This is a genomic window from Paenibacillus sp. FSL R5-0887 (assembly GCF_038002305.1).
GTDB classification, from domain to species: domain Bacteria; phylum Bacillota; class Bacilli; order Paenibacillales; family Paenibacillaceae; genus Paenibacillus_AQ; species Paenibacillus_AQ odorifer.
Window position 1 is genome coordinate 458,254 of record NZ_JBBOCE010000002.1, and the last position, 14,718, is coordinate 472,971.

Here is a 14,718-nt window from a genome sequence, read left to right on the forward strand (position 1 = left end):
ATCGTGTCCTTCCTCTATCTGACTGTTACTCTTGCGCATGCTTTATTCCCGGCAGCTTTGGCTAGAGGTGTCATGATCATGGTCATTAGATAGGAAACCAAATAAAGCACCGGATAATTCCCAGTAAATGAGGTGAGAAAGCCTGACAGGTCTGATGTGCCAAGCAGAGCCATCACTCCGCTGATTACAGTTACAGGAATGAAGTTTATTAGCAGACAGCCGACACATTGACCCGCCAGTAAATCCTTCTTTAGAGCAAAAAGCCCCGTAAACCAGTCGCTAATCCTCATCAAGGGAATAAAATCGTTAATAAGACAAGCCAGCGAGAAACCAACCAGGGTGAACACCCATGTTCGTCCATTAATCCCCTCATTCATCAGGGAAGCTGCAAGCGACATCGCCGCCGCAGAGGGAAGATTCAACACAAGCTTAAAATACAAAGAATATGTCTTACTCATTTTCCTGCACCCGCAGCCGATATGGCATGCTCTTTCCATTTTTCTGTTACTTACTTGAATCTGCCCACCCTGGTCAGCTGTTTGGGGACACGGATGCGACCAGATGCAGTGACAATCGCATTCTTTTCACAGACTTCCGTACACCTTCCGCATTTTTCACAAATCGCCGGATCGATCATATGGATATAGCCTGATTTCCCTTGGATTGCATTTTCCGGGCAGACATCAAGACATTCCCCGCAGCCGCTGCATAATTTCGGATCAATGACATAGGCAAGAAAATGGGTACACACCGAAGCCGGACAGGTCTTGCGTACAATATGGGCTTCAAGATCAAGACGGGAGCAGGCAACAGCAGATAACGCCGGCCCCACCATATTTCTTCCAAATGCGCAAAAAGATCCTGCTCCGATTAATTCGCCAATATCTGTTACTAAATCAAGATCCTCTTTTTTTGCTCGCCCTTCGGTAACATCAGTGAAGACTGCTTTGAGTTGCCAGCTCCCCTCACGGCAAATCACACATTTTCCACAGGATGTCTCCGCTGCAGCGCTAAGTAACCCTTTGGCGATAGTTGCCATACAGTGCTTGTCGGTAAAGATTCGGATACTGTCATAAACAGAATCATAGCTTATGAATTCCGAAGTTAAGGCCGGAGCCGATGCGAAGTGCCCGAGCATGCCACCCAGCAGCAGGGGCTTGGCTGGCGCAAGTTCAAGCTCCTCTAACAGAGCAGACACAGGGGTGCCAAGTGCAACTGCCACAACCCTGGTTCTCTCATCTGTTGTAATCATTATTAATTTCTCCTGACGGCGGGAACTGCTTACACCTTCGTAAATCCAGTACGCAGTCTCCACATCCAGCAGGAAGGTAGGTCTCCCTTGCCAGCCTTCGGCACTGAAGCTTTTCACCCATAAGTCACAACGTATTACACCATTGTCTATGGCATTGTATAATGCTGTTTCTTCCCGCAGGACAGGAGAAGCCGGTCCGTACTTTACTGATATAAGCGAGGCCGGAGCTATCTCACGCAGCGGTGCCGCCAACATCTCAGCTTGCGCCTCTGTCTCGGCATAGATCAGAATCTCACAATCCATGCAAATCTTCGCAGCCATTGCCAGCCCTGCTGCTATTCGACTCGCGACATGCGCAAGAATAAAGTCCGTGAATCCATCTAACTCCTGTGCGAGAGAGCAGATTAATACGGGTCTCCCGTCATCTGGATTGATTGCGGATAAACGTTCATCGAGAAGCACTCCTTGTTTATCCGTCAATGCAAGTGCTCTAATTCTTACTGCCGCGTCCGAAGCTGAAATTGCTAGCCTATTCTCCAAAAGCTCCTGAATAGCAGGCTCTTCAGTATTCGGGAAAGGCGACAGAAAATGGGGAGTTCGGCTGACTTCATGTGGCATCTTTATTCACCTCTGGCAACACTCGAATAATCATTCCAAAATTTTTGCGCAGCTATTTCTAGTCGCAGATCACACTGCAGACAACGTTGCGCCTCATCCGGTACTTGCGCTTCAGAATAACCCAGATCCATCGGATCAAAGCATTGGCAACGCTCCTCTGGTGTAACAATCTGTGTTTTCTTTCGCTTTCTATCACTCATGCCTTTAATTGCACCAATTCTCGGGCAAACCGCCTGCTCCGGTGAAAGATTTTCCTCAATATTGCCGTCCCCGCCGAGAAACCGGTCCATCTCTGAAGCAGCCAGGCGCGCACCTGCTATGGCACGAATAACTGAATCTGTGCCTGTTACACAGTCTCCGGCTGCGAAAATACCGGGAATGCTTGAAGCACAGCTATTCGCTTCGACAACAATGCGGCTGCCACGACTAAGGGCTAACCCACAGCCCTCTGCCAAATCAGGTCCTTGACCTACTGCAAAAATCACTGTATCAACCGGGAGTATCGTTTCGCTGCCAGGTATAAGATCAATGACACTCCTGCCACTCTCATCAAACTGGAAGCCTTTCACTTCTGCCATCCGCAGCCCGTTCACTTTACCGTCGCCGCTGCCGTTAATGGCGAGAAACGTTCGGCTGTTATGCACCAGCACTCCCTCTTCTTCAGCCCAGCGAAGCTCTTCAGGAGATGCGGTCATCTTATTTCGGCTTTCAAGGCAAGCCAGATGAACGGTTTCCGCGCCAAACCGTTTTGCGATTCCTGCACAGTCCAAGGCAACGTTTCCCCCACCCAGAATAATTACGTTCTTACCGACAGTCGGAGCCTCCCCCTCTGCCGTCTGGCGCAGAAATTCAATATTCGTATATACGCCTTCCAGCCCGGCGCCCTTCAGTGGCAGACGCGCTCCCTTATGAGCCCCTACGGCTACCAAAACAGCGTCAAATCCTTCTGAGATCAGGGAGGCCGGAAATTCAATCCGAACACCGGTCTGTAATTTCACACCCAACTCCAGGATCATGCCGATTTCTCGGTCAACGATCTCCCGGGGAAGACGATACTGTGGAATCCCGTATTGCATCATACCGCCAGCCTTTTGGCGTTCTTCATAAATAGTTACCTCATGACCTAGCTTTGCAAGGTACATGGCAGCCGTCAGACCAGCAGGACCTGCACCAATAATAGCGACCTTTTTGCCAGTGGCCGATTTTTGGAAAGAACGAGTTTTCCAACTACCGTCATCATGCTCGCAGGCATGGCGTTTCAGGTCACGTATGGCCACCGGTTCATTGAGAAAATTACGTTTACACTCCAATTCGCAGCGATGGGTGCATATGTACCCGAGCGCGTGGGGAAACGGTACTTTTTCGCGCATGACGGCAGCCGCAGCCGGATAATTTTTTTCCCGTATGAACCGCAGATATTTGGGTATATCAATATGGGCAGGACAAGCCGCCCGGCATGGAACCAGGGCATCTGTACGGGACTTTCCAGTCATCTTCTGCGTAATGGCCTCGTGTTCACGAATAGCTCCTGTGGGGCATACCTCTACACAAGCACTGCAAAAGCGGCAATCTGCATCCTGCAGGGAATTACCATCTACTACAACCTGCAACCGGCCCTGAACCTTCTCAAAGCGGATAGCTCCCACACCCCGCATCTCTTCACATGCACGCACACATCTTCCACATAGAATACAGCGGGTCATTTCATGAAGAATAATCGGGTTCTTGACATCCTCAGCAATACGGATCGGGTTGGCCCGGAGGCGGCGCCCCGTATCTCCGATAAATTGGGAAATGGATTGGAACTGGCAGTGTCCGAATTTTGGACAGCCTGTACACTCACTTGGATGTGTTTTGAACATTAAATCAACAGAAAGCTTTCGTACGTTTTCAGCGAGAGCATCCTTACTGTCAATGACCATTCCTTCTTCCGCCTTTACAGCACAGGCAGCCACGACACCCTTTTTCCCTTCCTGACGCACCATGCAGAGACGGCAGGAGGCAGTGTGACGAAGATTCTCATGGTAACAGAGGTTCGGGATATAGATACCGTTTGATAGTGCAGCTTCTAGAATCGTTCCACCTGTACGCACAGATACGGTCTTTCCGTCAATCACCAGTGTCACTTGTTCGTCCTTCATCGTTTATTCCTCTGCTCTCACATATTCAGCGGCACTTTCACCGGCAAAACGTCCCGTATTCAAGCAATAACCCATCGTGTTTCCGGGTAAAAGAAACATATAGCTGTCCCCGTAAATGGTACAGGTATCTGTACCGGCAGCGTACAGACCGGGTACAGGCAACCATTCCTTATCCAGCACTTCTGCTCTATCGTTTATTTTTATACCGCCAAGTGTGCCATACGCGCTGGGACGAAAGCATCCGGCATAGAAGGGTGCCTTCACAACAGGCTTCATATAAGTCTTGTTTTTGAAGAAGAGCTCATCACTTCTATCACACATATCGTTGTATTCATCAACTGTATCGAGCAAAGCCTCTGGAACGATCCCAAGTTTTTCAGCTAGCTCCTCAATGCTGTCTGCTTTGATAATGTCCGGATTGCCCTGAAGGATGTAATCCTCTACGACCTCATCAAAATCACTGACATCATCCGGGTCATGCACAAAGTTTATGACATCAAGACCATTGCGCTTATACCCCTTTAGAATAGTGGAATCAATAATGGAATAACCTACACGCCCTTTTTGAATAGCGATGGCGTTGCCGGTGAAGGTATTGTTCTGCATTTCTTCCTCATTAATAAAACGTTTGCCGAGTTGATTCACCATCAGGTTAGGTTGCATCAGTACGGCAGGCACACTATCCGGACCGGTATCCGAATGTGGCAGAATGTAGATCATTTCAACAGTCATATCGGTTGTCGCAGCCCCTGCCTCGCAGGCCATACGAATTCCGTCACCCTTGAGTCCGGGTATTGCAAAATTGAACATATCCTCCTTGTAGCTATAGCCGGTGCGCTCCTTAATCATCTCTGGATTATCACCTGCACCTCCCGTAGCTACAACAACAGCCTTGCATCTGAACTCAGTTTCTTCACCCTCAGGCCCTCTGCCAATAACTGCGCAGACCTTGCCCTGTCCATCTGTAAGAATACGCTGAGCAGGGGTTTCAAGATAAAACTCAACCCCATGCTCACGTGCGTATTCCATGATTGCTTTATTCATGATGGCACCGCCATTGCGGCCAATGCCACCGTTCACTGCTACGATATGCCAGGTCTGCTCAGATTTCGGAAAATATTTGTATGCGCCAGCAAACTGGACGCCCATCTCTTCTAGCCAGGTAATGGTATTGGCGGAATTTTCAAAATACCTTTTCACAAGAGTGGCATCTACGCGCCAATGCGTATATTCCATAAACATTTTGAAGGCCCGTTCTACACTGATATCTACCATCATGGATTTTTGCTGCCGCGTACCTATCCCCAGAGGTCCCATCCCCATATTTGCTGCGCCACCTACCGTACTGTTTTTCTCCAGCACTACTACCCTCGCTCCGTTCTCAGCAGCTTGCGCAGCGGCTGCCAATCCGGAAGGTCCTGCGGCAATTACAACTATTTCTGTCTCGATCTGTCTCATATAAAGTTCCTTTCCTAGAAACATTAATTTAAATACATCCTTAACCATTGCGCACTCCATTCCACCGCCTCATTTGCCAGCTCACGGAAGTTGATTGCATGGATTTCTTTTGTATCTATGGGAAGTTCGTTATAACAGGCACTATTAAAAGCATCTTCTATATAGCCATGGTGCGCAGCTTGCATCTGCCGTATAAAGACTGGAACGCCTGCCCTGGACAAACGAATTGCATATTGTTCGCCTTCATAGCACAACGCATCACACTCGGCAAGTACTATAATGACCGGCGGCATATTAGTAATGAACCGTTCAGGCGCATGGAGCGGTGATACATAGGGTTCCTTCCGTTGCTCCTCACTTGAATATAGAAAAGTAAACGCTTTCATCAACTCTGGGGCCATATCGGACAAACAGCGCTCCTTCGCTGCCGGATCAGTTACGGCATCAAGATAGGGGTAATGCAAAATCTGGCAGCAAATAGAGTAGCGATCCTGTTCCCTTGCCTTCATTGATGCGGCTGTAGCAAGAGTCGCCCCTCCACTGAATCCCATAACTGCAAACCGTGAAGGGTCCATACTGAAGCTTTCAGCATTTTCGGCAAACCACTTCATTACTCCACAGACGTCATCTAGCGCTGCAGGGTAAGGATTCTCAGGAGCTTTGCGGTAATTTATCCCTACTACGTGACAGCCAATAAGAGTTCTGACTTCCTCGCACAGGTTATCATCCTTGGCAGCATCGCCAAGCACTAGCCCCCCGCCATGCAGCTCAAAAAGTACTGGCGAGTTTTGCCGCTGGGCACGATGCAACCAAACTTCAACACTGTGGCTTTCACCGCAAGGTATTTCCAGCCGCTCTCCATGAATATGCTGTGACAACAGGACCATTCTTTCAGATGCACGAATGGAGGGTATGATTTTAATGAAGCTTTGCAAGAAATCATCCATTTGATTTTCCTGTTTCTGTTCTGTTGAAACCTTCCCATACGGGATAACCCGTATACACTTTGGTTTCTTCTTCACCGTTCAGAGCACGCACAGTACCTGCCGCAAGTGCCTCCATTTCAAAATCACCCCCGTACACCTTAACAGGTGCGATCCAGCCACAGTATAGCTCCACAAAACCTGTAAAATAGAGGTCATTGCTGACGCCGCCTGTGAGAATGATCCCGTCCACTTGGCCTTGAAGAACTGCTGCGCAAGCACCGACAGCTTTGCATAACTGATAAGCCATAGCATCATAAACAAGCTTCGCATAAGTATTTCCGCTAGCAATTATTTTTTTGATCTCCATGGTGTTATCTGTACCGAGATGACTGACTAGTCCTCCTGTCTTGCTGATCTTCTGGATCATTTCCTGATGGGTGTATTCACCGGAGAAGCACATATCAATAATGGGGACGGCAGGGACTGAGCCAGAACGATTCGGCGCCATAGGACCTTCTCCATTTAGTACATCATTGCCGTCTACCATTCTTCCCTTCTTATGGGCAGTAACAGATAGCCCCCCGCCCACATGCGCCACAATAAAGTTGCATTCCTCATACGGTCTGCGTAGTTCTTTGGCATACCGCATGGCGACTTCTTTCTGATTGAGCACATGTACTCTACTCTCTCGATAAATGCCCCTTATCCCTGTAAAACGGGCCAGCTCCTCATATTCGTCAACATCAGGCGGGTTGACCAAATATGCAGGTGCTCCGCCAAATTCATCCGAGAATGCTTGAATAAGCTGTGCGCCGAGAATTGCCGGATGCTTGACCGTTCTTCCCTCCCGGGAATGCTTAAGAATGGCTTCATTAATCGGATAAATGCCACCAACCATGCTTTCCAAACCTCCACTGTACGCAGCGTAAGCATCCATAGCAGTAAGGCTGATTTTAGCCTTATATAACTCCGATAGAATCGTCTCGCGCCGGTAAGGAAGTTGGTCGCCAATAGTTGCAAAGGTCTTTAGAACTGCCGGGTCATGGGCAACATTCGCTTTGAATACTTGTGTGTTGTTCTCAAAAACCGCCAATTTTGTTGAAGTAGAGCCTGGGCTGAGCGTAAAAATTTTATATATCCTTTCCATGTCTTCACAGTTCCTTTCCATGCTGTGCGCGTACAATTAGCATAATAATATTGCCCATCATTTCGGAAAGCGGAGCACTGCGGGAAAAATCGCAGATCGGCTGTGCAAAGCCTTGAAGTACAGGCCCATATGCATCGGCTTTACCAAAAAGCTGTATCAGCTTGACACCTATATTCCCGGCATGCAGATTTGGAAATATAAGCACATTTGCCTTGCCAGCGACATCACTTTCACGCTTCACTTTGTTTGCAGCCACCCCTGGGGATATAGCTGCATCAAGTTGAAATTCACCATCGATCTTCAAGTCCGGCACTCTGCCATGTACAATATCGATTGCCTTGCGGATAACATCAATACTCTCATGCTCCGTGCTGCCACATGTAGAAAAGGAAAGCATAGCAATACGAGGCTCCCAGCCGAGCAGCGTTTTGACAGTATGTCCAGAGGATATGGCGATGTCAGCAAGTTCGTCAGCATCGGGAGCGGCATTCACCGCACAATCAGCTATAGCAAGCAGCTGACCTTCAGGACCCTCAAAGCCCGGCACATTCACAATACCAAGACTTGAAATGCTGCTAAAGCTTTCCTGCATCCCGATAATGCTTTGAGCCGCCACTATAACCTCAGCCGTAGTATACTCGCGTCCAGCAGCTGCACAATCAGCCCTGCCGGTCTTAACCAGCAGCATCGCACAGTTTACTGGATCTTTTGCCTTGCGCAGGACCGCTTTTCTGCTCAACTCATCAAAACGTGCTGTATATTCGTCAGCGAGTTCTTCTAACTGCTGCTCATTCGAATTATTGAAGAAACTGAATGCCTCAGTCGAAATTCCAAGTTCCACCGCACGCGCACTGATACTCTCTGAATTGCCAATTAGCACAGGTTGGCCTATCTTGCGTGCGACCACCTCCGCGGCGGCTTTCAAAATCATTTCATTATCACATTCCGGGAAAACCACCCTTTTGGGATGAAGACGTGCTTTTTGCTCGAGCGTTTCCAGCAGGCTCATTTATATACTCCTTCCATCTGCAGCTATGGCAAAGGCCACCGCGTAGTCTGTATCATAAGAAAGGGAAATTTTCACTTGCGCACATGAGCTTTGCAGCGCCCGTTTGGCGATTTCCCCATGCAGTATCACATTAGGCCGCCCTTCGGCATCATTAAGGATTTCAATCTCTTTGAGACTAACTCCCTCGCCACTGATAGCTAGAGACTTGAACACCGCTTCCTTGCCGGCAAACCGCGTTACATAGTAATAAAAAGGCTCCGGACGGCTTATAGCTTGCGCGATCTCATTCGGAGTATATGTTTTTTGTATAAATGGATCTTCCTGCACCAGCGTAATGGCTCGCAGATGAGAAAAATTCACGATATCTGTCCCCACACCGATCATCGGACTTTCCTCCATATCTAACGGTAGATATATTCACCAGATTGATAACGTGGCGGAATTACCGGTACCTGAAGGAAGGATTGATATTCCCCGCCAGTGCGAATGATGTGTCTGCCCTTATTGTCTGTGTCCCACGCTAGAGGCTCGAACCAACCCTCCCGGATATAGCGGCCTGCCACCTGCACCCGCAGTTTCTCACCTTTATGCCAGATCCGGCTGGAAGGTACAATTTCGATATCCACCGGAACTACCTCTCCCCCAGTGAGCTTCAGCTCACGTTCGTGAGAAAGCACAGGCTGATAGTGGGTACTAAGCTTTGAATCAAGCTCTCTGTGCGAAACACGAATCTTACCCCATGCTCCGGGATGCGGCTCATCCAGTACATGCCAGGGAATCCAATTGCCCTCTCCATCAGCCTTCTGAATATTAATGAAAAGATCCATGTCGTCATGCCCGGCTGCTTCAACATAAAGCCGTAAAAACATATAACCGGTCAGCTCAGTATCCTCTTTAATTTCCATATCAAAGATTGCTTCTCCACTGTCCGAGTCGTAAGTTACTTCGGATGCGGCAGAAACAGGACCTTCTTGCATGCTCATGCTGGCCGCATCCAGGTAGTAACGTGTATATTGAGTTCGCTCCAGAGGAAATCCTTTTTCCTTGCGCTGTACCTGGTAATCACAATCGAAAGCATCCATAACATCAAGCCGGACACGGGGGGTTAATTCCCAGCCATTATGAATGTCTTTCAGGTAGCGGTCATAGAAGCGCTTCAGGTCCTCAAGATTGTAAGGATCATAAGCATCTGCCCATTCAAAATCGCGATGTACGCGCAGCCATTTCTGCTTCGTCTTAATTTTACGATAGCCCTGAATTGAACCACGCAGATGAAAATGACTCCAGCCGGCGGTACAGTAACACGGAATCGTAATCTTGCTGAAATCAGGAATTTTGTCACGCCAGTAACCGTTCATTAAAGGATATTTCCGTGCCATAGCCACTTGATCATCGACACCGCCATTCCCCGTAACCGAAGCTGCGATGAATTCATTGAAGCTAAGTGCTGGGATGCCCCCTTCATAAATTGCTTCCCGGTACACATCAGTCGTGCCTTCCCACGGGGCTATACAGGCGAGATGGGGAGGTTGATAAGCTGCTACACGATACTGGGTCATGGCTACACCAGAGTTTCCTCCCATACCCACTCGACCGTTACACCAGTATTGAACACCCAGCCATTCGATAAAATCATAGCCATCCTCACAATCCTGACGACTGAACATGCTTACATCACCTTCGGAATGACCTGCACCGCGAGTATCAACGTTGGCAACGGCGTAACCCATTCGGCACCAATACATAGGGTCCGGAGACTCGAACTTTGCGAGTTTGGATACGGTCTGCGGAGGAACGCCCATAATCTGCCACTCACTCATTCCTTCTCCTGGCCTTTTCCCGAAAAAACTCCAGGAAACTAGTGCAGGAATCTTGTCTATTCGGTTTTCCGGCATATATATATCACAGTAGATAGTCACCCCGTCACGCATTTTAACGGGTACGTCTTGCTGACAGATCACGCCTTCACCCGCAATGTATGTTCGTTGGTTGAAGGGAGGACAGAAACCTTGTCCCATTGCATCCATTGGATTTTCACTTGCAGAAAGATCAATATCCTGCTCTTTATTAACAGGCCGACGGGCCACACGGTAAATACTCTCAAGCTCTTCGCCCTGAAACATTTCTTTCTTTGTAAAAAATTTGTTCATTGTCCTTCTCCTTATCCGTTCTCGCAAATTTCCAGCACATAATCAACAGCCTCAGCGATGGTTTGTTTCCGGCGAAATTTCATATATGGAATTTCAACATTAAAAGCGTCCTCCAAGAAAGTAGTGATCTGCGAAAAATGCACAGATTTTGCCTGTAAATCACTCGTAAATGAAAGACTTTCCGACAAATCCTCCGGCTTCTTCCCGAATAAAGGCGAAGCTCTTTCCACCAGCTTCGCATAAATTTCTTCACGTAATTCCAATACAATCCCTCCTTGTTGAATACAGCTCATCACACATTTTCAAGCTAAAGTGTCATTTATTGCTGCATGTGATAATTTCAGTATATATAATGAGAGCGTTATCTCCCATGTACTGCAACTTAATCGTGATCGGTTATTTCAACAAAGTTTTGTAAAATTGCACAAAGGTTCCTAGTGCTATTGGAGGCTGTTCTCGTGAATCTTCAAAAGATCATCAGAAAACTTAGCGACTGTTGTCTTGCCTGGCCGGAAGAGGCATTACAAACCAAAGAGATTAACGAATTTGCTATCCTGCGACCCTGCTCCGTATTCAAGACTGACACTGCCTATTTAGGCAAGCTTTCAGATATACCAAGGGACTTTCCAACAGACACCCCACTTTTCTGTATTCAGGATTGTGACGCATCTGTTGATTCTTATACTTGCCTTACCCTTCTGCCAAATGAACTGGATTTGCTTGATCTTTCAGAGAAAATCTCTACTATCCTTGCTCATGAGAATCGGCTTATTGAGCATATGCACACGCTTATCTCCGCACTTAACTCCAACAAAGGATTGCAGCACATGACGAATGAAGCCACCCGCATCTTTGGTAATCCGGTTATCATTGTTGATGCTGGCTATAAATTACTCGCTATGTGTCAAGCACCTATTCCCAGCCGACCTGATATTGAACAACAGAGACACTTAGGTTATGTCCTTGACCGAAATATTCAAAGCATGAAGAAATCCAATTTATACGAGCGGACCCGGATGGCTCTTTTTCCTTATTACTCTCGTGATCCCGAGACCAAGAACGGTTGGATTACAGCTTTTGTGTACGTCCACGGTATAGAATTTGCACAGGTTAGTGTTATGGAGCTTGATCGTGAATTTACTGATATTGATTTTGAACTAGTAAAATTTCTTTGCGAGCTGGTTTCGGTAGAATTGCAGAAGAGTGATTTCTATAAATCCAATCAAGGAATGGTTCATAGCTTTCTGCTTACCGAACTCCTTACTGGTGATCTCTATGATGCTAATGTCATTGCAATGCGCTTGGCTCATATGGAGTGGCCGCTGTCCTCTAACTTGCGTGTGTTGACCTTAATTGACCAAAACAACGGTTTTTTTGAGGGAAAAGTTCAACTGGTCGCGCAGCATCTAAGTCAATTCCTGCCAAACAACCGTTGGATCGTTTTTCAAGGGCGCATTGTATTTCTAATCTCTCTCACCGATTCATCCCACGAAATAATTACTAAAGAAGAACGGATTCTGGAGTTTCTGCAAGTAAATAGTCTGACTGCTTCAATGAGTGACTCCTTCAGTCAATTAAATTTTTTGCGAAAATATTACAAACAATGTCTGGCTGCCATCGACTTAGGACTCCAACTTGACTTTAACAAGTCAATCTATGTGTATGAGGAATATCTCTGTGAGCATATTGGAAAAATCATATCTGAACATCATGATCTTGCTGATTTCTGTCATCCGGTTATTCAGAAGCTTATTGCTTATGACCATACCCACAAAACAAGTTTGCTGCCTACCCTTGAAGCCTATCTTCAGTATGTGGATACTCCAGCTCTTGCGGCAAAAGCTCTTTTTATCCATAGAAACACTTTGTTCTATCGTATCAACAGGATCCGGGAGCTTTTCCAATTAGACTTAAGCAACGGTGATATTCGTCTCAAACTGCAATTGACATTTCATTTTCTGAACTTAAAATACGAAGTACATAAATAAAACTAATCTTCGAGGAGCTTGTATGGACGTTCCATTTCAAAGAGAGGACTCACCCCAGCAAACCTATATAACTTTATTCATAATCTGTAGAAGCTTTTACAGCACAAATAAAGGGCACCTTATACCGCTGGGCTCGGAACTTAAGCCTTAGCAGAAAGGTGCCCCCATTAATACTTCAGAGCAGATTACAGTGCGCTATCTTTAGCCATTGGAGCTAATTTTTCAGTCCTGTCAACGTGATTCCTTCTACGAAATATTTTTGACCAATCAGATAAAAAATGACACCCGGCGCAAAGGACATACACGTAGCCGCCATCGTCAGCGACCAGTCCTGCTTTAGTTGGCCTCTAAAGGCGGTTAGTCCCAAGGCTATCGTATACTTATCGCTTGAGTTTATGTAAATCATCTGTTGAAGTAGATCATTCCATAAACCGATAAAGATAAATAATGCGACGACGATCATCGCAGATTTAATGGCCGGCATAATAATGCTGAACAAAATGCGGTAATATCCAGCGCCATCGATCGTTGCTGCTTGATCAAGCTCTCTCGGAATAGACATGATAAACTGCCTAATCAAAAAGATATTAAAAGCCCCGCCACCACAGAAATAAGGCAAAATCAACGGCAGATAGCTGTCATGAATTCCTAAACCTCTCGTCCACCCAATATATAGCGGAATAAGTGTAACCATGGCAGGTAGAAGCATCGAACCGACACAAAGAGCCCAAATCAATTTTTTGCCCCGAAAACGCAGTCTTGCAAAGGCATAACCGCATAAAGTCGCTGTAAAGGTTCCTGCCAAACAGGCGGGTACAATAATAATCATAGTGTTCCATAAATATTTCCAAAACTTAAAGATCTCTAGCGTTTCTGCATAGTTTGAAAACAACCAATTTCCTGGCAGCAGTGAAGGCGGATACTGGTATATCTCGGCATTCGACATGAGCGACGTGCGAAATATCCACCAGATTGGAAAGAGCACGAGTATAGTAAAAAAAATAACAATGACAAACGAGATCAGGTTCATCCATTGATTATTACGTTTTTTGCTCTTTAATCTTCCGTATGAGGCTACACTCATTTGTCATCGCCTCCTTCATTAAAGATCCATAGGTTGGAGGTTTTGAATAATACACCAGTAAAGCCTGCAAGAATAACAAAAATAACGGCTGTTGTCGCACAAGCATACCCCAATTTATAATTTACAAAAGCTTGATCATACATCAGATAAGTTAAAAAGCGTGAAGAATTACCCGGGCCCCCATTCGTTAATGAAAGAGCCGGCGTAACAATTTGGAGATTGGCAATCAAGCTCATTAGCAAATTGTAAAAGATAATGGGCGACATGCACGGTAAAGTGATATGCAAGAATCGTTTCCATCCATTCGCACCATCCATTTCAGCCGCTTCATGGTAGACGACCGGAACATTTTGCAGCCCAGCTAAGAAAATAACAATTAAGTTACCTGACAGCCAAACCGAAATCAAGGATAGGGATGGAATGACATAGCTGGAATCTGCGATAAAAGAAACTTTGTTCAAACCCATCTCAGAGAGAATAAAGTTAAAAAATCCAAAATTAGCTTCGTATAACCAGGACCATCCTACATATATTGCGGCTGCCGGCAAAACGTACGGTACATAGAACACAGCCCGGAAAAACCCTCTTGCCGGAATTTTACGATTCAGTAGCATCGCAATAAAAAGTGAATAAATCATGCCTCCAACTACCGATAAGACGGCAAAGTAGACCGTAGCGATAATCGAATCTTTAATATAAGGATCAGTGGTAAATAGATTAATATAATTCTCGAAGCCAACAAATTTGGGGTCTGAAAGTCCCGTCCAATTCGTTAAGCTGATCCCAAGCACCCCAATAAGAGGTAGATACGTTAGAAAGATCAGCCCAATGAAGGCAGGGATCAATAATATATACGCGGCTCGTGCCTCACCTGCATGAATACGTGAACGACGTTTCGGAGATTTATTAATCATTTCCATCTCTATCTCCCACCTGAAGATCATA

The 14,718-nt window shown here is 46.4% G+C and carries 13 protein-coding genes; 1 reads left to right on the plus strand and 12 read right to left on the minus strand.

What is annotated here, in order from left to right; translation table 11 throughout:
* Positions 1–14: 14 nt before the first annotated feature.
* From MKY14_RS19945 to MKY14_RS19990, 10 genes are read right to left on the minus strand one after another with little or no spacing between them, the layout of a single operon-like run.
* Positions 15–458 (minus strand): hypothetical protein, encoded by a 444-nt coding sequence (locus tag MKY14_RS19945; RefSeq protein WP_076308025.1) that lies wholly within the window; start codon positions 456–458, stop codon positions 15–17.
* Between the two features lie 50 nt (positions 459–508).
* Complete coding sequence (locus tag MKY14_RS19950; protein WP_076308026.1) at positions 509–1,870, minus strand: NADH-ubiquinone oxidoreductase-F iron-sulfur binding region domain-containing protein; 1,362 nt, start codon at positions 1,868–1,870, stop codon at positions 509–511.
* 2 nt (positions 1,871–1,872) lie between these two features.
* Positions 1,873–4,011: an FAD-dependent oxidoreductase gene (locus tag MKY14_RS19955; protein WP_340977164.1), complete on the minus strand. Its 2,139-nt coding sequence runs from the start codon at positions 4,009–4,011 to the stop codon at positions 1,873–1,875.
* 3 nt (positions 4,012–4,014) lie between these two features.
* The gene (locus tag MKY14_RS19960; protein WP_340977165.1) at positions 4,015–5,529 is read right to left on the minus strand and encodes an FAD-dependent oxidoreductase; all 1,515 of its coding nucleotides are present in this window, start codon (positions 5,527–5,529) and stop codon (positions 4,015–4,017) included.
* Positions 5,493–6,416, minus strand: a complete 924-nt coding sequence (locus MKY14_RS19965; protein WP_340977166.1) for an alpha/beta hydrolase — start codon at positions 6,414–6,416, stop codon at positions 5,493–5,495. Before MKY14_RS19965 ends, MKY14_RS19960 begins: the two co-directional genes overlap by 37 nt.
* Complete coding sequence (gene buk / locus MKY14_RS19970; protein ID WP_076193519.1) at positions 6,409–7,542, minus strand: butyrate kinase; 1,134 nt, start codon at positions 7,540–7,542, stop codon at positions 6,409–6,411. Before buk ends, MKY14_RS19965 begins: the two co-directional genes overlap by 8 nt.
* 4 nt (positions 7,543–7,546) lie before the next feature.
* Positions 7,547–8,551, minus strand: coding sequence for a phosphate acyltransferase (locus MKY14_RS19975; protein WP_340977167.1), 1,005 nt, complete (start codon positions 8,549–8,551; stop codon positions 7,547–7,549).
* On the minus strand, positions 8,552–8,935 hold the full coding sequence (locus tag MKY14_RS19980) for a holo-ACP synthase (RefSeq protein WP_076125332.1): 384 nt from the start codon (positions 8,933–8,935) through the stop codon (positions 8,552–8,554).
* Between the two features lie 17 nt (positions 8,936–8,952).
* Positions 8,953–10,701 carry a CocE/NonD family hydrolase gene (locus tag MKY14_RS19985; protein WP_340977168.1) on the minus strand — a complete coding sequence of 583 codons (1,749 nt, stop codon included), beginning with the start codon at positions 10,699–10,701 and terminating at the stop codon, positions 8,953–8,955.
* 11 nt (positions 10,702–10,712) lie between these two features.
* Entirely contained in the window at positions 10,713–10,964 is a 252-nt protein-coding gene (locus tag MKY14_RS19990) for an acyl carrier protein (protein ID WP_081386479.1), read from the minus strand.
* Between the two features lie 195 nt (positions 10,965–11,159).
* Here MKY14_RS19990 and MKY14_RS19995 point away from each other — a divergent pair, with 195 nt between their 5' ends.
* Positions 11,160–12,689 carry a PucR family transcriptional regulator gene (locus tag MKY14_RS19995; RefSeq protein ID WP_339247198.1) on the plus strand — a complete coding sequence of 510 codons (1,530 nt, stop codon included), beginning with the start codon at positions 11,160–11,162 and terminating at the stop codon, positions 12,687–12,689.
* 214 nt (positions 12,690–12,903) lie between these two features.
* Here MKY14_RS19995 and MKY14_RS20000 read toward each other — a convergent pair whose 3' ends face one another.
* Both MKY14_RS20000 and MKY14_RS20005 read right to left on the minus strand, forming a co-directional pair.
* Positions 12,904–13,773, minus strand: coding sequence for a carbohydrate ABC transporter permease (locus MKY14_RS20000; protein ID WP_340977169.1), 870 nt, complete (start codon positions 13,771–13,773; stop codon positions 12,904–12,906).
* Positions 13,770–14,693 carry a carbohydrate ABC transporter permease gene (locus tag MKY14_RS20005; RefSeq protein WP_076125342.1) on the minus strand — a complete coding sequence of 308 codons (924 nt, stop codon included), beginning with the start codon at positions 14,691–14,693 and terminating at the stop codon, positions 13,770–13,772. The genes MKY14_RS20000 and MKY14_RS20005 overlap by 4 nt, the downstream gene beginning before the upstream one ends.
* Positions 14,694–14,718: the final 25 nt, after the last annotated feature.